A 22,980-nucleotide genomic window follows, 5' to 3' on the forward strand; every position below is an offset into this window, starting at 1 on the left:
CTGTCGGCGGTGTGGCGCAGGGGCCAGGGGTGAGTGCTGCCCGCCCGGTCGCGGCGTCCTGGTGCGTGGAGGCGTGGGTGCGGGTTCTGGCCGGTCGGTACGAGCTGGGGCGGGAACTCGGATCGGGCGGCATGGGCGCGGTCTACCGGTCCGTGGACCGCGATCTGGACCGTCCGGTGGCCGTCAAGGTGCTGCCGGAGCAACTGGCGCGCCAGCCCGGGTTCCTGGCCCGCTTCCAGCGCGCACTGGAACACTGCCACGCCAAAGGCGTCGTGCACCGCGACATCAAGCCCGCCAACATCATGCTGGACGAGTCCGGGTCGCGTCCCGTGGTGAAGGTGATGGACTTCGGGATCGCCCGGCTCATGTCCGAAGAGGCCACCCGGCTGACCGCCACGGGCATGCTGATCGGCACCCCCGCCTACCTGTCGCCCGAACAGGCCGACGGCAAGCCCGTCGGGCCGGCGTCGGACCTGTACTCGCTCGGCTGCGTCCTGTTCGAGCTGCTGACCGGACGGCCGCCGTTCACCGGCGGAACCCCCTCCGGGGTGCTCATGGGACATCTCCTGCGGACACCCGAGGCGCCGTCCGCGCTACGTCCCGGCCTGCCGGTCTCATGGGACCAGGTGGTCCTGAAGGCGTTGGCCAAAGACCCGCAGGAGCGCTACACCAGCGCGGCCGACATGCGCGCCGCCCTGCTGGACGCACTGGGACAGGCGGGCGCAGCCTGGGGCGGGGTCCCCCAGCGGGCCATGATCCCCGCGCAGCGAGTCGCGGCGGACGACGGGCCGCCCCGCACCGTCTCGTCCTCGGCGGGGACGGTGTCGATGGGCCTTCCCGCGGCCTTGGCCCGCCGGTCGAGAACCTCTTCTACCTGGCGATGGTGGGATGCGCCGCCGCCACCCTCAGCCGGCGGACCCGCCTCCCCGCGGCGGCGGCCGTTTTCGGGACGACACCCGGATGGGTGTACATGCTGCTGGGGGAGGCGCTCGACGACGGCATCGGGGTACGGCTGGCCTTGTCATTCCTGTGCGGCCTGGCCGTGAGCGTGACCGGGGGCGTGATCGCGGTCGGCGGTGGCCTGACCATGAGCCCCGTCCGGTTCACCCTGGGCCTGCTGGCTCCCCTGGCCATCGTCAGCATGCCCTTCATCGCCTTCGGCATGCCGCCCGCCCGTCTCGCCGTGCTCGTCACCGCCGTCTGCGTCCTGGCCGTTGCGGTGCTGCTGTTCGCGGCGTCCTTCCGGTCCCGCCAGGCGGCGGCGTCGGCGGTGGCCGGGCTCCTGTTCTTCATGCTGCTCTTCATGCTGGGCTGACTCCGCCGGACCCCGCGCCGCTTCACGTCGGCGGGCGCGTCCGGGCACCACCAGCCGGTCGAGATGTTAACGGGCGCGCGTGGGGTCAAGGTCATCTGCGTGCGATAGAATCGAACATATGTTCAAGTCGGTTCACGGCTGGTTCTCACCCGAACGGATCTATTCACTGATCGGCTTGGAGGGCGATCCGGGCCGACCGAACCCCCGGCGCGAGGCGGCCGTGCCGCTGACCGCCTCGCCCGACGTCCTTTCGACCTCCTTCGACGTGATCAGGAGTTCCCAGGCGCGGGAGCGTCCCGTCGTCATGATCACGTGTGCCGCGGACGGCAGGCCCTGGGCCTGCGTCCCGGACGCGGGGGAGCTGCGCGTCATCGAGGATCGCTGCCTGCGCGTGGCGATATGGCCGGACAGCCCCACCGCGATCGACCTGGACCGCGGGGAGCCCGTCCTGCTGATCGTCACCGGTTCACCCGACGTCCATCTCATCCGCGCCACGGCTCGCCGGCTGGCCGACGCCGCCATGGCGTGGGCCCACTACGACCTGACCATCACCTCGGCGCAGATCGCCGACCGCGGCACCGCGCCCTACCTCCCGCAGTTCAGCGGTGACATCGACGCTCGCGAGGAGATCTTGGAAAGCGGCGGCTCCCGCAAGCGGCTGACCAGATCGTCCATCTAGTCGAGACCGTGTGGACCGCCGACCAGACCCCGGCGGTCCACACGGCCTCACATTGGCAAGGGCCGAACGCTTGGCCGTAGACGCGTCCGACCTCAGAGGTCTTGGACGTGTTGGACGACGAGCGCGGCGTGCGACAGCGGCTTCGAGAGGTCCGCCACATCTCCGTTGACGGTGTAGTCGAGCAGCACGACCGTGTGCTTCGTGCTGAGTTCCCGGAGTTCGGCGACGAGAGCGGGGGCTCGGTGGTCGAGCATCCAGCGGTAGGTCGGCAGATAGATCAACCGCCTGGCCTCCTCATAGCCGAGCAGCCGGCCTTCGAACCGGTGGCCGAGCGGGGGGCCGAGCCGGCGGACCGTTCGTTTGATCCCCTTCATGGTTGTCACCTCTAGTTTGGAGAAATCCTCCTCCTCTGAGGCGAACACCTTCAGGGCCTGCCAGACGCCCTCGACCGACTGCGCCGTACGGTCCGGGTGGCCGGGCACCGGGATGCCACCGTGCGGATAGAACGGACTGAGCCGCACCCAGGGCTCCGGGGCACGCGACGTCACATCGAGGATCAGCGCGTCGGGGAAGTCCCGGCGGAGTGTGGTGCGGCGGCGGCTCGCGACATGGAGTGACATGAACGCGAACCTGCCATCCGGGTAGGACAGCACCGGGCGCCCAGCGGGGGAGGTTAGACGGGGCGGACCTGGAGGGTGCCGTCGTCGGTGACGCGGGTTTCGAAGGCCGGCTGGCGGGCGGTGGCGGGGCCGTGGACGACGGAGCCGTCGGTGACGCGGAAGGTGCTGCCATGCCAGGGGCAGATGACGCAGACGTCGGCGTTGTCGTCGGTGATGACGCGGCCCTGGTGGAGCGGCCCGGCGAGGTGGCTGCACCGGTCGGTGAGGACGTGGACGTCGTCGCCGGTGCGCAGGACGAACAGGCTGATGTAGCCGAGCCGCCGGGTGACGGGCCAGCCGTCCGGGAGGTCGGCGGCGCTGCACAGGTCGTGCCAGCCGAGCGGGACGAGGTGGCCGACCTTGTCGGCGTGGCTGGCGCCCGCGGCCTGCCGGAACGCGAGGTGCCCGCCGAGGTAGGTGCCCGCGAACAGGGCGGACAGGCCGGCGAAGCCGAACGCGCGGCCGGCGGCGTCCCGTCCCTGGTAGCGGGCCACGAGGGACGCCGAGTACAGCGCGCTGCTCGTGGCCATCCCGGCGGCGTGGACGAGCCCGACGCGCTGCTGCTCGCGGTGCAGCGACCCCCAGTCGGCGATGCCGGTGAGGACGGCCGGGACGGCGCCCGCGAGCCCGGCGGCGACCAGGGTCTGCGAGGCGCGGCGCGTCCCCGGCATGAGGTCGAGGAGGGCGGCGGAGATCCACAGTCCGACGGGCACGTCGGTGAGCGGCGGATGGGCGGGGTGGCCGACCGGGACGCCGTGCAGGGCGTCCTTGACCGGCCCGGGGCGCAGCGTCCGCCGCACGGCCGTGGACAGCACCCGGATGGTGCGGTCCAGGCCGGTCGCCTGCTCCAGCGCCTCGGTCGCGTCCGCGAGCCGCGCGGGCGTCTGGGGCTCGGACCCGCGCCGGAATTTGTTCACCCGTCGGGGCATGTCCCCTCCTCCGCGGTATGTGAGACGCCTGTTGCGACATTAGTCTTCCGCGTTCTCCTGCGGCCAGTCTTACCCCTACCTGCGGCCGGAGGGGATAAACCACGGGGTCAGCGCGGCGGGACGGTCAGCGTGACGGGGACGCCGTTGAAGACCGCGTTGCCGGACAGAGGGTCGATCTCCTGCTCGTCGGTGACGGCGTTGACGTTGACGCCCGCGTGCTCGTGCGCGACGCCGGTGCGCGTTCCGGGACGGTCGTGGCCCCAGCCGTGCGGCAGGCTGACGACGCCGGGCATGACGGTGTCGGTGGGTTCGGCGACGGCGTCGACGGTGCCCGTCCGGGACGTGACCCGGATCGTGTCGCCTCCGGTGACGCCGAGCCGGTCGGCGTCGCCCGGGTTGAGCTGGAGGGTGCAGGTGTTGGAGCCGCGCACCAGTTCGGGGACGTTGTGCAGCCAGCTGTTGTTGGAGCGCAGGTGGCGGCGTCCGATCAGCACCATGCCGCCGTTCCGCGGGGCGTTCAGGGCGGCGTGCAGCCGGTCGACGTCGGCGGCGAACGTGGACGGGCACAGCTCGACGCGGCCGGACGTCGTGCAGAGCACCTCGTCCAGGCGCGGCTTGAGGGCGCCGAGGTCGAGGCCGTGCGGGTGCTCGGTGCGCAGCCGGGTGAGGGTGAGGCCGGACGGCTCGGCGCCGAAGCCGTCGCCGTACGGGCCGAGGCGCAGCATCATGTCGAGCCGCTGCTCGGTGGGCGTGCCGGTGTCGAGCATCTTGCGCAGCTCGTCCGGTTCGCGGCCGTGCACGGGGGACCCGGCGAGCGCGGTCGCCTTCGCCAGCGTCGAGGTGATGATCATCTCGTCGAGGGCGGCCGGGTCGCCGTCCGTCCCGGAGGCGATCACGGCGAGCCGGCCGAGGACGACCGCCTCGCTGGGGCGCCCGTCCGGCAGTTCGACGACGGGCGGCGAGTAGCGCGCGTAGTCGCGGACGGCGAGGCCCGTCAGCGCGAGGTCGTAGTGCGGCGTCTGCGCGGGGCGCGGCGGCGGCAGCACCACGTGCGCGTGCCGGGTCGTCTCGTTCAGGTACGGGTCGACGCTCACCATGAACTCGAGCCCGGCGAGCGCGCGGTCGAGCCGGGCGGCGTTCGGCGCCGACAGCGCCGGGTTCCCCCCGATGGTGATCAGCGCCTTGACCTGGCCTTCGCCCTCCGTCTCGATCTCGTCCGCGAGCGTCGCGACCGGAAGCTCCCCGTTGACCTCCGGCAGCCCGCGGACCCGGCTGCGCCACCGTCCGGTGGTGAACGGCTTCTTGCGGCGGTACACGGGCGCGTGCGCGGGACGCGGGAACATCGCGCCGCCCTCCCGGTCGAGGTTCCCGGTGAGGACGTTCAGGGCGTCCACGAGCCAGCTGTTGAGCGTCCCGAACGCCTGCGTGCAGGTGCCGATGCGGCCGTAGACGGCGGCGCGGTCGGCGGCGGCCAGCTCGCGGGCCGTCCGCCGGATCACGTCCGCCGGAATGCCCGTGGCGGACGCGACGCGCTCGGGGGTGAAGTCGACGGCGAGGGCGCGCAGGTCGTCCAGGCCGTTGACGCGTCCCGGCAGGCGGTCGGTGACGAGGTCCTCGGCGAACAGGGTGTGGACGAGCGCCATGAGGAAGAACGCGTCCGTCCCGGGGCGGATGAACAGGTGCTCGTCGGCGAGCGCGGCCGTCCGCGTGCGGCGCGGGTCGACGACGGTGACCTTGCCGCCGCGCGCCTTGATCGCCTTGAGCCGTCCGGGGAAGTCGGGCGCGGACGCGAGGCTGCCGTTCGACTCCAGCGGATTCGCGCCCAGCATCAGCAGGTGCTGGGTCCGGTCGAGATCGGGCACCGGAATCGCGAGGGGGTCGCCGAACATGTGCCCGCACGAGACGTGCTTCGGCATCTGGTCGGCGGTGCTGGCCGTGAACAGGTTGCGCGTGCCGAGCGCCTTCACGATCGCGCCGCCGTACAGGGGGCCGGCGATCGAGTGCGCGGTCGGGTTGCCGATGTAGACGGCGACCGCGTCCCGCCCGTGCCGCTCGATGACGTCCGCGAGGCCCTGCCGGACGGCCGCGAACGCCTCCTCCCACCCGGCGGTCCCGCCCTTGACCAGCGGCTCCGCCAATCGGTCCGGGTCCCCGTCGAGGCTGCCGAGGGTCGCGCCCTTGGGGCAGATGAAGTCCCTGCTGAACGGGTCCTTCTCATCACCCCGTACGCGGGTGATCGTTCCCGCGTCGTCCAGGGTGAGTTCGAGCCCGCACAGGGCTTCGCAGAGGGGACAGGTGCGGAACGCCGTGCGGTCGCCCATCGAGACACTCCTTGGTGAACGGGACCGTCGGCCCCATGATGACTGGTCGGCCCGTCCCGCACCATGGCCGCCCCCTGGGCATGGCCGTAACGGTGATTTGGGAGTTACCTTGAAAGAGAGGACTTTCGGCAGCCTTGAGGAGCTGCTATGGAGCCGTGGGTTGTCTGGTTGCTCGTCGCCGCGCTGCTCGGAATCGCCGAGTTGCTCACGCTCACGTTCGCGCTCGGGATCCTCGCCGTGGCCGCCCTCGCCGCCGGCCTGACCGGCGCTCTCGGCCTGCCGCTCGCCGCCCAGGCCGCCGTCTTCGCCGTCGGCTCGATCGCCGGCATCGCCGTCGTCCGCCCCATCGCGACCCGCCACATCAGGCAGCCGCCGCCGCTGCGCTCCGGCACGGCCGCGCTGGTCGGACGCGAGGCGTACACCCTCACCGAGGTCAACCGCCGCGGCGGGCGCGCCCGGATCGGCGGCGAGGAGTGGACGGCCCGCCCCTACGACCCCGACCTCGTCATCCCGGCCGGCGCCACCGCCGACGTCCTCGCCATCGAAGGGGCCACCGCCCTGCTCTATCCGGTCTCGGCCGAGGAGCCACCATGACCGACATCGCCATCGCCGTCCTCGTCGTCATCGTCGCCGGGATCTTCGTCCTGGCCACCGCGGTGATGCGGGCCGTCTGGATCATCCCCCAGGCCCGCGCCCGCAACGTCGAGCGCCTCGGCCGCTACCACCGCACTCTCGAACCCGGCATCAGCTTCGTCGTCCCGTTCGTCGACCGGGTGAAGTCCCTCTTGGACCTGCGCGAGCAGGTGGTCTCGTTCAAGGCGCAGCCCGTCATCACCGAGGACAACGTCGTCGTCCACATCGACACCGTGCTGTTCTTCCAGGTCACCGACCCGCGCGCCGCCGACTACGAGATCGTGAACTACATCAAGGCGATCGAGCAGCTCACCGCGACGACGCTCCGCAACGTCATCGGCACCCTTGACCTGGAGGCGACCCTGACGTCCCGGGACCGGATCAACACGGCGCTGCGCGGAGTGCTGGACGACGCGTCCGGCAAGTGGGGCATCCGCGTCACCCGCGTGGAGATCAAGGCGATCGAGCCGCCGCCGTCCATCAAGGACGCGATGGAGAAGCAGATGCGCGCCGAGCGGGAGAAGCGCGCCGCGATCCTCACCGCCGAGGGCGCCCGCGCGTCCGCCATCCTCACCGCGGAGGGCGAGCGGCAGTCGACGATCCTCAGGGCGGAGGGCACCCGGCAGGCCGCCATCCTGGAGGCCGAGGGCCAGTCCGCGGCGATCGAGCAGGTCTTCAACTCCATCCACGCCGCCGACCCGGACCCGAAGCTCCTCGCCTACCAGTACCTCCAGACCCTGCCGAAGCTGGCCGAGGGCCAGGGCAACACCTTCTGGGTCATCCCGAGCGAAGTGACGACCGCACTGCAGGCCGTCAGCCAAGCCTTCGGCGGCACCCTGGACGAGGCCAAGCCGGCCACGGCGAAGCCCGACCCCGGTTCTTCCGCGCCGCAGGAACTGCTCCGCCCGGACGCCTTCGACCTCTCGCCGGGCGAGCACAACGGCCGAGAAGACCCTGTCGACCGGGCGGGATCTTCAGACGCTCTGTAGCTCCGAGAAGCCCACGCTCAGCTTCATGCCCTCCGGAAGCTCGGTGTCCAGGGCATCGCGGTGAACGGCGGCGAGCTGGTAGCTGCGCCCTGACCAATCGAGCCGGTACTCCTCCACGGAGTTGATCGTCTCGTCGGCGTTCAGAGCGACGATGAGGTACACCGGAATGCGCTGGCCCGCGTATTCGGCCTTCTTGTCCTGGAAGTCCCGCTGTCTGCTGTCGAATCCCGCGATCTCGACGGCGGTGAAGACGTTCGCGCTCGTCAACTTGGCGTCCCCTTCGAGGCAGTACAGGACGCTGATGTCCGGACGGCGCATGGTGAACCGGTGTCCCTTGTCAGTGACATGGCAACTGCGCTCGACGTAGTACATGTCGGTGTCCGGGAGCACGTCGATGCACGGACCGTTGGCCGGCCGTGCGTCTTGCAATGCACGGGTGAGGTTCCGCAGGACGCGCTGGTGCCGGGGTGATGGCGATTCACAGAAGATGACACTGCCGTCCACCACTTCGATGGACTTGCACACCTCTTCTGGCAGGGCCTCGTACTGCTCCTTGGTGATGAGGAGGCTTGAGGGGTCCGTCGCCCACGCGGGAAGAGGCATGCTCGGGCTCCTGGGATCGGTCCGGTACCTGATCAGAGCCTATCTGCGGGGCGGCCGGGGTGCTGGGCGGGAAGAGAAGCGGCCGGGCGGGGGAGGCCGCCCGGCCGCTTCGGGGAGATGAGGGGCGGCGTCGGGGCCGTGGGGGCGGGCGGCGGTCGTGGCATGCTTGGCCGACCCAGCAGGCCCGGGCGGGCCGGACGGAGGCGAGGCGATGAGCAGGCGGGGGACGGCGGCCGCGGTCGCGGCGATGGCCGCGGTGGCGCTGACCGCGGCGGCGTGCGGGAGTTCGGGGGACTCCGAGGCGGAGGGCGCGACCTCGCCGCCCTCGACGTCCGGTGCGAAGGGCGGCGAGCGGAAGCCGGCGCCGCCGGCCAAGGAGCCGATCATCCTCGCGTTCGGCGGCGACACTCATTTCGAGGGGCAGCTGCGCGCGCGGCTCGGCGACCCGTCCACGGCGCTCGGGCCCGTGGCCAAGCAGTTGCGCGCCGCCGACCTCGCCATGGTCAACCTGGAAACGGCCATCACGACGGGTGGTACGCCCGCGCCGGGCAAGCAGTTCACCTTCCGGGCGCCGCCGTCCGCGTTGAAGGCGTTGAAGGCCGCCGGGGTGGACGTCGCCTCCATGGCCAACAACCACGGCATGGACTACATGGAGGGCGGCCTGCGCGACTCCTTGGCCGCGATCAGGCAGACGGGGTTCCCGATCGTGGGCATCGGCAAGAACGCCGACGCCGCCTTCAAGCCGTACCGCGTCACCGTGAAGGGCAACAAGCTCGCCATCGTCGGTGCCACGCAGGTGCTGGACGACAATCTGATCCAGGCGTGGACGGCGACCGGCACCAAGGGTGGTCTCGCGTCGGCCAAGGACGTCCCGCGGATGGTCCAGGCGGTGAAGGAAGCGCGCAAGGGGTCGGACGTCGTCATCGTCCACCTGCATTGGGGCGCCGAACTTCAGCCGTGCCCGCTGCCACGCCAGAAGGAACTCGCCCAGCAACTCGTTGAGGCGGGCGCCGACATCGTCGTCGGGGGCCACGCCCACATTCCGCTGGGCGGCGGCTACATGAACGACGCGTACGTCCACTATGGCATGGGCAACTTCGTGTTCTACTCCGCCAACGGCCAGACGGCGAAGTCCGGCGTGCTGTTCCTGAAGGTGCAGAACGGCAAGGTCGTGAAGGACAAGTGGACTCCGGCCCTCATCCAGGGCGGCCTTCCGATTCCGATGAAGGGCGCCGCCGCGAAGACGGAGCTCAAGCGGTGGAACGGGCTGCGCGGCTGCACGGGGCTGTCGGCCAACCCGTCGTGAGCTGGACTCTCCCACCGTGGGAGGGGCTCGTGGTGAACGGGCTGCACCATGAGGTCTACCTGTCCGACCCTGCGGAGACCGACCCGGAGAAGATGCGCACGATCCTGCGCCAGCCCGTCCGGTAGGTCTTTGGACCGCCCGTCCGATAGGCGTAGTTTCGGGCTCATGCGAGATCAACGGGTGAGGTCGGGCGAGATCGAGTTGGCGGTACGGGTGTCCGGCCGGGCGGAGCGGCCGACGGTCGTCCTCGTGCACGGCTACCCCGACACGGGCGCGATGTGGGACGACGTGGCCGAGCGCCTGGCCGGGCGGTTCCGCGTCGTCGCCTACGACGTGCGGGGCGCCGGCGCGTCCGGCGCCCCGTCCGACCCGCTGGACTACCGGCTGGACGCGCTGATGGGCGATCTGGAGGCCGTCCTGGACGGGGTGGGCGCCGACGAGCCCGTCCACCTGGTCGGGCACGACTGGGGCTCGGTGCAGGGCTGGGAGGCCGTCATCGGCGACCGGCTGCGGGGGCGGATCGCGTCCTTCACCTCGATCTCGGGCCCGGACCGGCGGCACATGGCGCGGTGGGCGCGCGAGGCCGTCCGGTCCGGGCCGCGGGGTGTCGCGGAGGTGCTCGGCCAGGCGCGACGCAGCGTCTACATGCCGGTGTTCATGGCGCCGCGTGCCGGTGAGGCCGCGGCCCGCGCGCTCGCTGCCGGGTTCGGGCGGCTGATGCGGCTGCGCGAGGGCGCCGAGCCGCGTCCCGGCCACCCGGCGGACACGCTGCCGGCGGACGCCCGCAACGGGCTCGGCCTGTACCGCGCCAATCTCGGACGCGGAGCGGGCAGTGCCGGCGATGGACGCACGGACGTGCCCGTCCAGCTCATCGTCCCGGTCAAGGACCGTTACGGCTCGAAATCGCTGCTGCTGTCGGCGCGTGGGCCGGTGTCACGCCTCTACGTGCGCCGTGCTCCAGCCGGGCATTGGGTGGCGCGTAGCCACCCTGACCTCATAGCCCGCTGGGTCACCGAGTTCGTAGACCACATCGAGGGCGGCCCAGAGACACCGGGGCTCGCCCACGCGCGCGCGGCAGGACGACCCGGCAGGGACTTCGGAGGCGATCTCGTCGTCATCACGGGGGCGGGCAGCGGTATCGGACGCGCCACCGCCCGCGCCTTCGCCGCCGAAGGGGCCCGTGTAGTCGTCGCCGACATCGACGAGAGCGCCGCCAAGCGGACCATGGACGAGATCGAGTCCACCGGCGGTGAAGCCCACGTCTATGAGGTCGACGTTGCCGACGCCGACGCGATGGAACGCTTCGCCGACTACGTCCGTGACACGTTCGGCGTCCCCGACATCGTGGTCAACAACGCGGGTGTCGTCGTGGCGGGCTCCCTGCTCGACATGTCCGAGGACGAGTGGACGCGCATACGTTCCATCAACCTGGACGGCATGTATCGCGGCTCCCGCTTGTTCGGACGCCAGATGGTGGAACGCGGCGAGTGGGGCCACATCGTCAACATCTCGTCCATGGCCGCGTTCCTGCCGAGCCCCGAACTGCCCGCCTACAGCGCGACCAAGGCCGCCGTGCTCCAGATGACGGAGGGCCTCCGCCTGGACCTCGACCGCTACGGGATCGGTGTCTCCGCCATCTGCCCCGGCGCCATCGACACGCCCCTCACGGGCCGGACCCGTTTCGTCGGCCTGCCGCCGGGTGTGGACGACGAGTTGCGCGAGCGGATGGGACGCGCGGTCGAGCGTCGCGGGTTCCCGCCGGAGAAGGTGGCGAAGGCGATCCTGCGGGCCGTCCGGAAGGACACCCCGGTCGCGCTGGTCGCCGTCGAAGCGCGCTTCGGCCGCGCGCTCTCCCGCGTGTCCCCGACCGCCAACAGGGCGGTCGCCCGCATCGGACGCCGCGCCGGAGACCGCGTCATAGACCGGATGAGCTAACCGGCCCGTTTGAGCGTCTGCGTGGGGGTCTCCCCGAAGCGCTGCCTGTAGTGGGCGGCGAAACGGCTCATGTGGAGGTAGCCGGCGGCTCTGGCGACGTCCGTGACCGCGCCCGGCCCCTGCTCCGCCACGGTGAGGGCCGCGCGCGCGTGATCGAGCCTCATCCCGCGCAAGAGCTGCGTCGGGGTCAGACCCCACTGGTCCTGGCAGATCGCTTGGAGCTGGCGCACGCTGATGCCCACCGCCGCCGCGATGTCGGTGATGCCGATCGGACGGTGGTGATGGGCCTCCACCCAGTCGCGGATGGCGCCGGCCAGATGGTGCGGTGACGGCGCCGGCGCCTCGGCGAGGCAAGCGGTGGCCGTGTGCGGCAGGCCGAGCAGGATGGCGGTGAGCAGCGACTCCTCCAGGCTGCGCGCCGCCAGCGCGTGAAGCCCGCCCTGGGCCGTCGCGTGGCAGAGGACGTCGCACACGTGCCGCCAGGTGCGTTCGACGATCGACGCCGGCGCGATGGCGGGCCCGTCCACGCTGTGGAAACGCAGCGGAGCGGTGTGCTCCCGTCCGAGGTGACCGGCGAGATGGTCGGCGAGGCGTCCGGTGCTCGTGGCGATGACGAGGCAGCCCAGCAGGGGATGCGGCGTCATCCGCATGGGCTCGTCATGGGACAGCACGAGGCTGCCGTCGGCGGTGTCGCGGTTCCTCGTCTCCAGGTACTCGACGCCCATGGGGGCCATCGGCGCGCACATGGCGAAATGACCGTTCGTCGGGGGAGTGTCCACGATGACCCCGCCGCCTCCGTACCGCACCCACACCAGATTGACCGCGCCCACACCGAGGCCGTTGACCAGACCGTCCAGCGGGACGCCCGGTTCACGGACCTGGAGGTCGTGACCCACGGCGAACGGCTCGACAGTGTCGTGCAGGACGTCGATGTCCGTGCTGGCGACCCGCTGGTAGGCGGACAGAGGCGGCAAGGTGTCGGCAGGAGTCATGTTCGTGTAGGCGGAGCCGTTTCTGCTCGGTCGGTGGACAGGACACCCCGGGCCCGCAGCCGCGGCATGACCTCGGCGGCGAAGTAGCCCAGTTCATCAGCGTAATTGAGGAACGACAGAGCGATACCGTCGAATCCAGCACGCGCGAACTCCGCGAGGCCGTCCGCCACGGTGTCGGGGTCGCCGATCAGCGGGCAGCTTCCGTGCCCGGCGGCGAACCTGTCCCGGTAAATCTGGAGCATCTCCGGAGTGAACGACTGCGCGTGCAGCCCTTGCAGCCGCATCACCTCGTCGACGGCGGGCCAGTCGGCGTGCTCGTCGGCGTAGTAGTGCAGGAACTCCTCCGCCTCCGCCTTGGTAGGACGGCACACGACGTGCCCGAGCGTGAAGACGCCGACCGTCCGCCCGTAGGACGCGGCCTCGGCACGGATGGCCTTCACGATCCCGGCGCCGTCCTCCGGGCCGCCGACGACGGTGAACGCCCGATCGGCGTTGCGCGCGGCGAACGACCGTCCCTGCGTGGACGACCCCGCGTTGATGACCGGCAGGCTGTGCCCGTTGAACGGCTTGGGCCGTCCCACGACGTGCTGGAGCTGGAAGAACTTCCCGTCATGGTCGAACGGCTCGTCGGTCGACCAGATGCGCTTGACGACGTCCCACCACTCCTGGGCGAGCGCGTAGCGCGTGTCGTGGTCGCCGGGCAGCGTGAGGCCGAACATCTCGTACTCGGGAGCGTGCCAGCCCGCCACGATGTTCAGCCCGACCCGCCCCTTGCTGAGGTGGTCGGCGGTCGCGAGCTGCTTCGCCGCGACGACCGGGTGGTGGAACGCCGTGTGGACGGTGCTGAACACGCGCAGCCGGCTGGTGTGGGCGAGCATCCCGGACGCCCATACGAGCGGGTCGAGGGCGCTCTTGTGGAAGTCGGTGCCGGGGCCCCAGTCCGTCCAGCGGGCCACGGGGAGCAGGAAGTCGATGCCGGTCTCGTCGGCGAGCCGGGCCAGCCGGAGGTTGTCGTCCCAGGTCGCGTGCCATCTTTCCGGAGCGGTCGTGATCGCGAGTCCCGATTCGGTGTTGGGGGAGAACAAGCCAAGCTGGAATCCCATGCCGTCCCTTTTCGATCCGATCGCGTTCGGTATTGTCCCGCCAGTATCGGAAGCCCCCGGACGAGGGGCAATGGCCGGAATCAGCCACACTCGCACCGGTATGGCGCCAAGCGGGAGCCGGCCGAATGGCCCCGCGTCCGCCACGACGTACAGTGGCGACCATGGCGGAACACCCCGCGACGGGCCTCCTCACGTTCAATACGCTCTTCCGCGGCCGCACCCAGGCCCGGATGGACGCCTTGGCCGGCCTCCTGGACGCCTCCGGCTACGACATAGTCTGCCTGCAAGAGGTGATATCGCCGCTCATCTTGTCCCGCCTTCGCCGCGCGACCCCGTCCTATCCGCACATGGCGCGAGCCTGGACGTTCCCGCTCGTCCGAGGCGGCCTCGTCACCCTCTCCCGCTGGCCCATAACCCGCACCCACTACGAGCCATTCACGCCCGCCCGCCCCGTCCGCCCCGAATTGCTGCTGAACAAAGGCGCCCTGTTCACTCGAATAAAACTGCCAAGCGGATACCTGACGGTGGTGAACACGCACCTCTCCGCGAACATGGACATGGACTGGTCGCCGTCCAACCGCTACACGAAGGTCGAGCAGGCCGAACTGGCCCGGCTGGCGGACGCCGTCACCAGGATCGACCCGGCAGAACCCCTGGTGGCCGCGGGCGACTTCAACGTCCCCCGCGACTCCCCCTACTTCGCGACGTTCGCGTCCGCCGCCGGCCTGCGGGACGCTCTGGCCGGCAGCACAGAACCCACCTACCGCCCCGAATGCGCCGACATCGGGGCGATAGACCAGCTCCTCCACAGACCCGGCCTGAAGGCGGAAGCCCGCGTCGTCTTCAAGGACGAGATCCGCCTGGCCGGAGGCGATCGCGCCCACCTCTCCGACCACTACGCCATAGAAGCCGCCCTCCACCTCTGAACATCACGACACCGGTTCCAGCCGGATGGCGTTCCACGACACCCGGGGCAGGACGACCTTGAGCGTGTCGCCGTCGACCGTCACCCGCTCGTTGGGACGGGGGACGACGCGGTCGGGGGCTTCGCGGGTGTTGGTGGCGGTCAGATCGGCGTCGGTCAGGGTGCACGCGTCGGCGAGGCGGTGGGCCTCGCTGAACAGGTGCAGGTCCAGGGTCAGCTCCACGGGGTCGTTCTGGTCGCGGTTGACGGCGAAGACGACCACTTCGCCGGTTTCCGTGTCGTGCGTGGCGACGGCGTCCACGACTGGGACCTCGCCGTAGCGGGCGGTGTCGTAGGTGGGGGACGTGAGGCGGGTGCACAGGACGTCCCCCCGCGCGAGGGCGGCGGTCTTCGCGAACGGGTGGAAGATCGTCTGCCGCCACGCCGGGCCGCCCGGCTCGGTGCGGATCGGGGCGATCACATTGACCAGCTGCGCCTGGCAGGCGGCGGTCACCCGGTCGCTGTGCCGCAGCAGGGAGATCAGCAGGTTGCCGACGACGACCGCGTCCGCGACGTTGTACTCGTCCTCGATGACGCGCGGCGCGACGTCCCAGCCGGCGGGCGGGTCCTGGCCCTGGAAGCGGGACAGGTACCAGACGTTCCACTCGTCGAAGGAGAGGTTGATCTTCTTCTTGCTGCGCAGCCGCGCGCCGACGCTGTCGGCGGTGGCGACGATGCTGTTCACGAAGTGGTCCATGTCGGCGGCGCTGGCCAGGAACGAGCCCAGGTCGCCGTCCAGCTCCTCGTAGTAGGCGTGGCAGGAGACGTAGTCGACGAGGTCGTAGGCGTGCTCCAGGACGGTCGCCTCCCAGGCGCCGAACGTCGGCATCGCCGAGCCGGAGCTGCCGCAGGCCACCAGCTCCAGGCCCGGTTCCGCCGAGCGCAGCGCCCGCGCGGTGGACGCGGCGAGCAGCCCGTACTCGTGGGCGGTCTTGTGCCCGGTCTGCCACGGCCCGTCCATCTCGTTGCCGAGGCACCACAGCCCGATGCCGTACGGCTTGGCCGCCCCGTTCGCCCGCCGCAGCTCGGACAGGGCCGTCCCTTCGGGATGGTTGACGTACTCGTGGACGTCCAGCGCCTCCTGGACGCCCCGGGTGCCGAGGTTCACCGCGTACATGATCTCGACGTCCGCCTTGGCGGCCCACCGGGCGAACTCGTCGATGCCGACCTGGTTCGTCTCGATGCTGTGCCAGGCGAGGTCGCGGCGGCGGGGGCGCCGGTCGCGCGGCCCGACGCCGTCCTCCCAGCGGTAGCCGGAGACGAAGTTGCCGCCGGGATAGCGCACCATCGTGACGCCCAGTTCGCGGGTCAGCGCGAGGACGTCGGCGCGGAACCCGTCCTCGTCCGCCGACGGGTGGTCCGGTTCGTAGATGCCGGTGTAGACGCAGCGTCCCATGTGCTCGACGAACGAGCCGAACGTGCGGCGGCTGACCGGGGCCACGACGGAGGCCGGGTCGAGGACGACGGATGCGTGCAGCATGTTTCCCCTTCGGAGGGCGGTCATTCGGAGGCGGTCGTTCGGGGGGCGGTCACTTGAGGGCGCCGATGGTCAGGCCGCCGCGCCAGTACCGCTGGAGCAGCAGGAACGCGATGATCAGGGGGACGATCGCGACGAGCGAGCCGGCCACGATGACGTTGAACAGGGCCTCCCCGCCGCCGCTGCCGATGGTCGCGGACTGGTACCAGGTGCGCAGGCCCACGGTCAGCGGGAACAGGTCGTCGTCGCTGAGCATCACCAGCGGCAGGAAGAAGTTGTTCCAGGTCGCCACCATCGTGAACAGCAGCACGGTGACCAGCGCGGGACGCATCGCCGGCAGCGCCACGCTGACGAACACCCGGAACTCGCCGGCGCCGTCGATGCGGGCGGCCTCCAGCATCTCGTCCGGCACCGAGTCGTGCGCGTAGACGCGCAGCAGGTACACGCCGAACGGGTTGAGCAGCGACGGCAGGATGACCGCCCAGACCGAGTCGGTGAGCCCGATCTCGCTCATCAGCAGGTACGTCGGCAGGACGAGCGCCGTCATCGGAACCATGATCAGGCCGAGCAGCGTCGCGAACAGCGCGTTGCGGCCGGGGAAGCGCAGCTTGGCGAACGCGTACCCGGCGAGCGCGGCGACCGCGGTGGCGCCGAACCCGCTGACCACCGAGTACAGCGCCGAGTTCCGCAGCCACTTGAGGTAGATGCCGTCGCTCTGGGTGAACAGCTCCGACAGGTTGCCGAACAGGCTGAAGTCGCCGCCGAACCACAGCGGCTGCGAGCCGAACAGCCCGTCGTTGTTCTTGGTCGCCGCGACCAGCAGCCACCAGAACGGGAGCAGGAAGTACACCGCCATGACCGCCATCACCGCGTGCGAGGCGATCCGCCCGGCGCCGGCCCGCGCCGTCCCGCGCGGCGCCGGGGCGGTCCGGTTCCCGGCGGACGTTCCGTCCATCGTCACCGTGCTCATCGCAGCGCGCTCCTCCGCCTCGTGGCGAACAGGAAGATGTACGACCCGACGAAGACGACGGCGCCCAGCAGGAACGAGATGGCGGCGGAGTAGTTGTACTGCTGGTAGGAGAACGCCTGGTGGTAGGCGTACATGTTGGGCGTGTAGCTGTTGGTCACGGCGCCCGGGTTGAGCGGCTGCAGGATCAGCGGCTCGGTGAAGAACTGGAGGGTGCCGATGATCGTGAAGATGGTGACCAGCACGATCGCCGCGGAGATCATCGGCGTCTTGATGCGGACGGCGATCTGCAGCGGCCCGGCGCCGTCGATCCGAGCCGACTCGTAGACCTCGCGCGGCAGCCCCTGCAGCGCCGCGTACAGGACGATCATGTTGTATCCGGCCCACTGCCAGGTCACGATGTTGCCCAGCGAGAACAGCACGGTGTCGCTGGACAGGACGTCCAGGTCCCCCGCGAAGCTGAACAGGCCGGTACGCGGGCTGTAGAGGAACCCCCACATCAGCGTCCCGATCACCACCGGCACCGCGTACGGGACGAACGCCGCCAGCCGGAAGAACCGCGACAGGCGCGACGTGCCCGCGTCGATGAGCAGCGCGAACACCAGCGCCAGCGCGATCATCACCGGGGTCTGCACCACACCGAAGACGATCACCCGGACGACGCCGCGGCGGAACTCGGGGTCGCCGAGCGCCTGCCGGTAGTTGTCCAGCCAGGCGAAGACCTCGCCCTGCACCAGCGTCGACCGGTACAGGCTGAGCTTGGCCGCGTACGCCATCGGCAGCAGCAGGAACGCCGCGAGCAGGATCGTGAACGGCGTGACGAACAGCCACCCGGCCGCCGCCTGGCGGCCGGGTCCCCTGCGTATCCTCACGGCGCGACCTTGAAGCCCTGCTGCGAGGCGTACTTCGACACGTTCTGCTGGACGCCGTCCAGGGCCGCCGGCCATGGCGTCTTCTTCTCCACCGCCTGGTTCATGGCCGTCGTGAGCTGGCTGAAGTAGTAGCTGTTGAACGGGCTCCAGCGGAACTCGCCGATGGCGTTGTACGCGGGCACGAACACCTCGTTGACCTTCTGGCCGCCGAAGAAGCCGTACTCCTTGCCCCGGAAGTAGTCCCACTCCAGGATCGGCGCCACGGTCGGGAACAGGAACGCCTGGTCGATGCCGATCCGCCACGCGTCCTTGCTCGTCCCGAAGATCTCCATGGCGACCTTGGCCGCCTCCTTCGGGTGCTTCGACTGGTCGGTCACGGCGAACGCCGAGCCGCCCCAGTCGCCCTGCGCGTTCGCCCCGGCCGTCCACTGCGGCAGCGGCGCGGCCCGCCACTTGCCCTCGGTCTTCTTGGCGACGCTCGCCAGGTAGCCGGGGCCCCAGCCGGCGGCCAGGTAGGTGGCGTACTTGCCGGTGGTCAGCCCCGTGTAGAAGTCGGTGGTGGCGAAGGCCTTGGTGTCGGCGAGGCCGCTGTCCACCATGTCCTCCCAGTACGCCATCGTCTGCTTCGCCTGCGGACCGTTGATGCTGAGGCCGATGCCGGGCGCCTTCGCGGCGGTGTAGTCGAACGGGCGCGCCCCGGCCTGCCAGAGCAGCCCGGTCATGAAGCCGCCGTCGTTGGCACCGAAGTCGGTCATGAAGCTGGACGGCGACGCCTTCTTCAGCTTCTGCGCCTGCTCCTTGAACTCCGCCCAGGTCCTCGGGACGGTGAGCCGGTACTTGTCGAAGATGTCCTTCCGGTACAGCATCGCCATCGGCCCGGCGTCGACCGGGATCGCGTACACCTTGTCGCCGTTGCTGACCTGCTTCCAGGCCCAGTCGACGTAGTTGCCCTTGGCCGCGTTCGCGCCGTACTCGCCCATGTCGACCAGGTGCTTGGTGAGCTGGAACGTGGGGATCTCCTGGAACTCGATCATCACCACGTCCGGCGCGCCCTTGCCCGCCTTCAGCGCGGTCTGCAGCTTGGTGTACTGGTCCTGGCCGGTGCCGGCGTTCGTCCACTCGATCTGGACGTCGGCGTGGGTCTTGTTGAACAGGTCGACCACGGGCTTGAACGAGGGGTACCAGGCCCAAACCTTGATCTTGACGGGGCCGTCGGACGTGCCGCCCGCGTCACCGGAGCCGCCGCAGCCCGCCAGCAGCGCGCCCGCGGCGACCACCGCCGCCACGGTCCGGACGGGCCGCCGCCGCCCGCGTTTTACACTGAGGTGCCTGACACTCATTGGTCCCTCCCATGGGGGATTCGACGCGCTGGTATCGCGTGTTGGGTGGGTCGGTCCTTGGTGCTGGCACACCAAGGACCGGCTGTCAGGTCCCGCGCACGTCCCGTCCCCGCCGGGGCTCGGGGGTGGCGGGAGTCGCATGCCGTTCCCGATGGACACGGAGCCCACCGGGTTCCACTATCATTTTGCAGCGCTGCAAACAGGATGCACGCGAAGGCGGTGGACGGCAAGAGGCGGCCTGCCGGAAGCTGGTCGAGGGCCGGAGCGGGGCCGCCGACCGGCACGGGGCGGAGGGACGGGCATGCGACGAGGACGCGAGGTGACCCTGCGCGACGTGGCCGAACTCGCGGGCGTGTCCAGCCGGACGGTCTCCAACGTGGTGAACGGCTACGCCAACGTCACCGAGCACACCCGGCGGCGCGTCCAGGAGGCCGTCGACCAGCTCGGCTACCGGCCCAACGTGCTCGCCCGCAACCTCGCCCGCGGCCGCTCCGGGCAGATCGCCGTGGTCGTCCCGTACCTGGACACCCCGTACTTCTCCGAGCTGCTCCAGGACATCATCCGGGCCGCTCGCGTGCGGGGCTACAACGTGCTGATCGACCAGACGGACGGCGACCGCGAGCACGAGCGGATGCTCATCGACCACGGCTCCAGCCGGCTGCTCTTCGACGGGGTCATCTTCAGCCCGCTCGGCCTCCCGCAGGACGCCCTCGCCGACCGCGACCCGAACCTTCCGCTGGTCATCCTCGGCGAGCGGGTCAGCGATGGAACGTTCGACCACGTCGGCATCGACGACGTCGAGGCGTCCCGGCACGCCACCGAGCACCTGCTGGACCTCGGCCGCCGCCGCGTCGCCGCGATCGGCGACCAGCCGTACGAGACCGGCGAGGCGGCCCAGCTGCGCACCCGCGGCTTCCGCGCGGCCCACGAGCGCCGCGGGCTCCCGGTGCACGAGGACCTCATCATCCGCCGCCCCCGCTTCAACCGGGCCGACGGCGCCGAGGCCATGGCCCGCCTCCTCGACCGGGACGACCCCCCGGACGCCGTCTTCTGCTACAGCGACCTCGTCGCGCTGGGCGCCATCCACACCCTCGTCTCGCGCGGCATGCGGGTGCCGGAGGACGTGGCGGTGATCGGCTACGACGACATCGAGGACGGCCGCTACTCCAACCCCACGGTCACCACGATCTCGCCGGACAAGAGCATGATCGCGGCCACCGCGGTCGAACGCCTGCTCCTGCGCATCGGCAGCAAGGCCCCGCCGCCGGGCCTGGAGCTCCGCGCCCCGCACCGCCTGATCGTCCGCGAGAGCACGGCCGGCCGAGCGTCCGCCTGAGCCGGACCGGCGCGGCGCGGAGTTTTCATGCCGGCCTTGCACCGGGCCAGGTGCCGGTGCATCCTGTCTTGCAGCGCTGCAATCGTTGGCGGCGAGGCACCCAGCGCGCATGCCGCCGGCCATCGCGGCGCCGAGCGCCGATGCCCGATGATCCCGGAAGAAAGCGAAGACTCCCACGTCGGCGTAGATGTTACCGGTCACACCCGCTGCTCTGCGCGGTCCCCGGCCACCCGGTCAGGCTCCCGCCGCGCATTTCGGGCCGGCAGCGTCACCCGAAAGGAGAGCCCGTCACATGACCGCTCCCGTCCTGCCGCACGCGAGGCGGCGACCCTGGCGCGCCCTGGCGATCGCCCTAGCGGTCGCGCTCGCGGCGGCCTCGTCCGCCGTCCTGATCATCCGTGACGCGGGCACCGGCCCGCAGGTACGGTTCGTCAACACGGCCGCCGAGAAGGCACTGGCGGCGTACCCGAACCCCGGCTACGTCACCGGCTCGACCGGCGCGCACGACCCCTCCGCCGTCCGGGCGCCCAACGGGACGTACATCGTCGTCACGACCGGCGACAACATCCCGATCAAGACGTCCACCGACCGGACCGCGTGGCGGAACGCCGGGGCCGCCTTCCCCGGCGGCGCGCCGTGGACCACGTCGTACACCGGTGGCTCCCGCAGCCTGTGGGCGCCCGACATCTCCTACCGCAACGGCCAGTTCTACCTGTACTACTCGGCGTCCACCTTCGGCTCTCAGCACTCTGCGATCTTCCTCGCCACCAGCCCCACCGGCGCGTCCGGAACCTGGACGAACCGCGGGAAGGTCATCGAGAGCAGCGGTTCGGTGAACTACAACGCGATCGACCCGAACCTCGTCGTCGACGGATCGGGCCAGTGGTGGCTGACCTTCGGGTCGTTCTGGTCCGGCATCAAGATGATCCGCCTGGACGCCGGCAGCGGCCTGCGCTCCACGTCCGACACGTCTGTCCGGTCCATCGCCTCCCGGGGCGGCGGCCCGATCGAGGCGCCGTTCATCTACCGGCACGGCGGCTACTACTACCTGTTCGTGTCCTTCGACTACTGCTGCCGGGGCGCCGCCAGCACGTACCGCGTCATGGTCGGCCGGTCGGCGTCCATCACCGGCCCCTACACCGACCGCAACGGCGTTTCCATGAACAGCGGCGGCGGCACCGAGATACTCGCCGGCCACGGCTCGATCCACGGGCCCGGCCACGAGGCCGTCCTCAGCGACGTCGACGGCGACGTGCTCTTCTACCACTACTACGCGGACAGCGGCGCGTCCTACCTCGGCATCAACCTCATCGGCTGGGACGGCGCCGCCTGGCCGTACGTCTACTGACGACCGCTGCGTTCCGGCCCGGCCCACCCGCCGGGCCGGGGTTAGGCTGCCGATATGTGCGAAACAGGGGGCGGGGCCGGGGAGGCGCTGGCGGCGATGCCGCGTCCGGCGCCGGGAGCGGCGGTCGATCCGATCGTGCTGGAGCCGGTGGACGAGGTCGAGATCGTCACCCTGGTCGACAACGTCTTCGACTCCCTGCTGACGAGCGACGAGCGCACCCGGCGGGCCGGGGCGGGCGCGGGCGCGGTGGCGGCGCCGCTGTTCGAGGGCGGCCGGACCTTCACCGGGATGATCGCCGAGCACGGCTTCGCCGCGCTGGTCACGGTGCGCCGCGGCGGCCGCGCGACCACGCTGCTGTTCGACACCGGCCGGTCCCCGGACGCGATGGTCACCAACGCCGATCGGCTCGGCGTCGACTTCGGGGACGTCCAGGCCGTCGTGCTCAGCCACGGCCATTTCGACCACACGGGCGGGCTGGCCGGGCTGGCGGGCAAGCGCGGCGTCCGGTCGCTGCCGATGGTGCTGCACCCGCTGGTGTGGACGCGCCGCCGGTTCGCGGTGCCCGGCCGGGAGCCGGAGGAACTGCCGACGCTCAGCAAGCGTGCGCTGGACGCGGAGGGCTTCGAGATCATCGAGCGCCGCGAGCCGTCCCTCCTGCTGGACGGCAGCGTGCTGATCACCGGCGAGGTCGACCGCACCACCGAGTTCGAGCGCGGCATGCCCCCGCCGCACCAGGCGTGGACGGGGTCGGAGTGGGCGCACGACCCGCTGGTGACCGATGACCAGGCGCTCGTCGTCCATGTCCGCGACCGGGGCCTGGTCGTGCTGACGGGCTGCGGGCACGCGGGCGCGGTCAACATCGTCCGGCACGCGCGCCGGCTGACCGGCGTCGACCGGCTGCACGCGCTCGTCGGCGGACTGCATCTCGGCGGCCCAGCCTTCGAACCGGTCATCGCGCCAACCGTGGACGCGCTGACCGAGTTGGCGCCGAGCCTGATCGTCCCCGGCCACTGCACCGGCTGGCGCGCCCAGCACGCCCTGGCCGCCACCCTCCCCGACGCCTGGGTGCAGGGAAGCAGCGGCACCACATATCGCCTCACCGCCTAGCCGCCCTGGTAGCGGGCCACCCCCGACGAGCGGACAGCGCCGGGCGCCATGGCGGCGAGACTGATGGGCGTTGCATTTCAGTACCCACGGCTGGTGACGGCGGCG

Annotated in this window: 21 protein-coding genes; 11 read left to right on the forward strand and 10 right to left on the reverse strand. The window is 70.9% G+C overall.

The features are described 5' to 3' along the window. Positions 1-29 precede the first annotated feature (29 nt). The 3 genes from AL2_RS02065 to AL2_RS02075 all read left to right on the forward strand — a co-directional run bounded on the left by AL2_RS02065 (position 30) and on the right by AL2_RS02075 (position 1,994). Positions 30-1,046 (forward strand): protein kinase domain-containing protein, encoded by a 1,017-nt coding sequence (locus tag AL2_RS02065; protein ID WP_157437965.1) that lies wholly within the window; start codon positions 30-32, stop codon positions 1,044-1,046. Further along, complete coding sequence (locus AL2_RS02070) at positions 1,043-1,315, forward strand: hypothetical protein (RefSeq protein WP_157437966.1); 273 nt, start codon at positions 1,043-1,045, stop codon at positions 1,313-1,315. The genes AL2_RS02065 and AL2_RS02070 overlap by 4 nt, the downstream gene beginning before the upstream one ends. Positions 1,316-1,433: 118 nt before the next feature. Continuing rightward, positions 1,434-1,994 (forward strand): hypothetical protein, encoded by a 561-nt coding sequence (locus AL2_RS02075; RefSeq protein WP_067628549.1) that lies wholly within the window; start codon positions 1,434-1,436, stop codon positions 1,992-1,994. A gap of 92 nt (positions 1,995-2,086) precedes the next feature. Here the strand turns inward: AL2_RS02075 and AL2_RS02080 are convergent, their stop codons facing one another. From AL2_RS02080 to AL2_RS02090, 3 genes are all read right to left on the reverse strand, one after another. Beyond that, positions 2,087-2,614 carry a DUF6939 family protein gene (locus tag AL2_RS02080; protein WP_067628551.1) on the reverse strand — a complete coding sequence of 176 codons (528 nt, stop codon included), beginning with the start codon at positions 2,612-2,614 and terminating at the stop codon, positions 2,087-2,089. Between the two features lie 53 nt (positions 2,615-2,667). After that, positions 2,668-3,582, reverse strand: a complete 915-nt coding sequence (locus tag AL2_RS02085) for a Rieske (2Fe-2S) protein (RefSeq protein WP_067628553.1) — start codon at positions 3,580-3,582, stop codon at positions 2,668-2,670. 107 nt (positions 3,583-3,689) lie between these two features. Beyond that, a complete protein-coding gene (locus tag AL2_RS02090; protein WP_067628555.1) occupies positions 3,690-5,903 on the reverse strand; it encodes a molybdopterin dinucleotide binding domain-containing protein in 2,214 nt (737 codons plus the stop codon). A 147-nt stretch (positions 5,904-6,050) separates the two neighbouring features. On the opposite strand from AL2_RS02090, the gene AL2_RS02095 reads away from it, so the two are divergent. Further along, a complete protein-coding gene (locus tag AL2_RS02095) occupies positions 6,051-6,497 on the forward strand; it encodes an NfeD family protein (RefSeq protein ID WP_067628557.1) in 447 nt (148 codons plus the stop codon). Further along, a complete protein-coding gene (locus tag AL2_RS02100; protein WP_083945845.1) occupies positions 6,494-7,525 on the forward strand; it encodes an SPFH domain-containing protein in 1,032 nt (343 codons plus the stop codon). The genes AL2_RS02095 and AL2_RS02100 overlap by 4 nt, the downstream gene beginning before the upstream one ends. Here the strand turns inward: AL2_RS02100 and AL2_RS02105 are convergent. After that, the gene (locus tag AL2_RS02105; RefSeq protein WP_067628560.1) at positions 7,511-8,128 is read right to left on the reverse strand and encodes a Uma2 family endonuclease; all 618 of its coding nucleotides are present in this window, start codon (positions 8,126-8,128) and stop codon (positions 7,511-7,513) included. The genes AL2_RS02100 and AL2_RS02105 overlap by 15 nt on opposite strands. A gap of 211 nt (positions 8,129-8,339) precedes the next feature. Between AL2_RS02105 and AL2_RS02110 the strand changes: the two genes are divergently transcribed. Both AL2_RS02110 and AL2_RS02115 read left to right on the forward strand, forming a co-directional pair. Next, positions 8,340-9,434 (forward strand): CapA family protein, encoded by a 1,095-nt coding sequence (locus tag AL2_RS02110; RefSeq protein WP_067628562.1) that lies wholly within the window; start codon positions 8,340-8,342, stop codon positions 9,432-9,434. Positions 9,435-9,599: 165 nt separating this feature from the next. Next, complete coding sequence (locus AL2_RS02115) at positions 9,600-11,369, forward strand: SDR family oxidoreductase (RefSeq protein WP_067628563.1); 1,770 nt, start codon at positions 9,600-9,602, stop codon at positions 11,367-11,369. Here the strand turns inward: AL2_RS02115 and AL2_RS35985 are convergent. Both AL2_RS35985 and AL2_RS02125 read right to left on the reverse strand, forming a co-directional pair. After that, a complete protein-coding gene (locus AL2_RS35985) occupies positions 11,366-12,361 on the reverse strand; it encodes an AraC family transcriptional regulator (RefSeq protein ID WP_083945846.1) in 996 nt (331 codons plus the stop codon). The two genes, AL2_RS02115 and AL2_RS35985, sit on opposite strands and share 4 nt — an antisense overlap. Then, the gene (locus tag AL2_RS02125; protein ID WP_067628565.1) at positions 12,358-13,464 is read right to left on the reverse strand and encodes an LLM class flavin-dependent oxidoreductase; all 1,107 of its coding nucleotides are present in this window, start codon (positions 13,462-13,464) and stop codon (positions 12,358-12,360) included. Before AL2_RS02125 ends, AL2_RS35985 begins: the two co-directional genes overlap by 4 nt. Positions 13,465-13,625: 161 nt before the next feature. Between AL2_RS02125 and AL2_RS02130 the strand changes: the two genes are divergently transcribed. Next, positions 13,626-14,390 (forward strand): endonuclease/exonuclease/phosphatase family protein, encoded by a 765-nt coding sequence (locus AL2_RS02130; RefSeq protein ID WP_168444798.1) that lies wholly within the window; start codon positions 13,626-13,628, stop codon positions 14,388-14,390. Positions 14,391-14,393: 3 nt separating this feature from the next. Here the strand turns inward: AL2_RS02130 and arfA are convergent, their stop codons facing one another. From arfA to AL2_RS02150, 4 genes are read right to left on the reverse strand one after another with little or no spacing between them, the layout of a single operon-like run. Further along, positions 14,394-15,908, reverse strand: a complete 1,515-nt coding sequence (gene arfA / locus AL2_RS02135) for an arabinosylfuranosidase ArfA (RefSeq protein WP_067628569.1) — start codon at positions 15,906-15,908, stop codon at positions 14,394-14,396. A 49-nt stretch (positions 15,909-15,957) separates the two neighbouring features. Continuing rightward, positions 15,958-16,875: a carbohydrate ABC transporter permease gene (locus AL2_RS02140; RefSeq protein ID WP_067628570.1), complete on the reverse strand. Its 918-nt coding sequence runs from the start codon at positions 16,873-16,875 to the stop codon at positions 15,958-15,960. Then, entirely contained in the window at positions 16,872-17,744 is an 873-nt protein-coding gene (locus AL2_RS02145; RefSeq protein WP_067628572.1) for a carbohydrate ABC transporter permease, read from the reverse strand. The genes AL2_RS02140 and AL2_RS02145 overlap by 4 nt, the downstream gene beginning before the upstream one ends. Next, complete coding sequence (locus AL2_RS02150; RefSeq protein ID WP_168444799.1) at positions 17,741-19,030, reverse strand: ABC transporter substrate-binding protein; 1,290 nt, start codon at positions 19,028-19,030, stop codon at positions 17,741-17,743. The genes AL2_RS02145 and AL2_RS02150 overlap by 4 nt, the downstream gene beginning before the upstream one ends. A 355-nt stretch (positions 19,031-19,385) precedes the next feature. Between AL2_RS02150 and AL2_RS02155 the strand changes: the two genes are divergently transcribed. The 3 genes from AL2_RS02155 (at position 19,386) to AL2_RS02165 (ending at position 22,875) form a co-directional block, all read left to right on the forward strand. Then, positions 19,386-20,420, forward strand: a complete 1,035-nt coding sequence (locus AL2_RS02155) for a LacI family DNA-binding transcriptional regulator (RefSeq protein ID WP_067628576.1) — start codon at positions 19,386-19,388, stop codon at positions 20,418-20,420. 292 nt (positions 20,421-20,712) lie between these two features. Further along, complete coding sequence (locus tag AL2_RS02160; protein WP_174550803.1) at positions 20,713-21,768, forward strand: arabinan endo-1,5-alpha-L-arabinosidase; 1,056 nt, start codon at positions 20,713-20,715, stop codon at positions 21,766-21,768. A 54-nt stretch (positions 21,769-21,822) separates the two neighbouring features. Then, positions 21,823-22,875: an MBL fold metallo-hydrolase gene (locus AL2_RS02165; protein WP_067628578.1), complete on the forward strand. Its 1,053-nt coding sequence runs from the start codon at positions 21,823-21,825 to the stop codon at positions 22,873-22,875. Positions 22,876-22,980 lie beyond the last annotated feature (105 nt).

The organism is Actinomadura latina NBRC 106108 (assembly GCF_001552195.1).
In the GTDB taxonomy this organism is placed as follows: domain Bacteria; phylum Actinomycetota; class Actinomycetes; order Streptosporangiales; family Streptosporangiaceae; genus Spirillospora; species Spirillospora latina.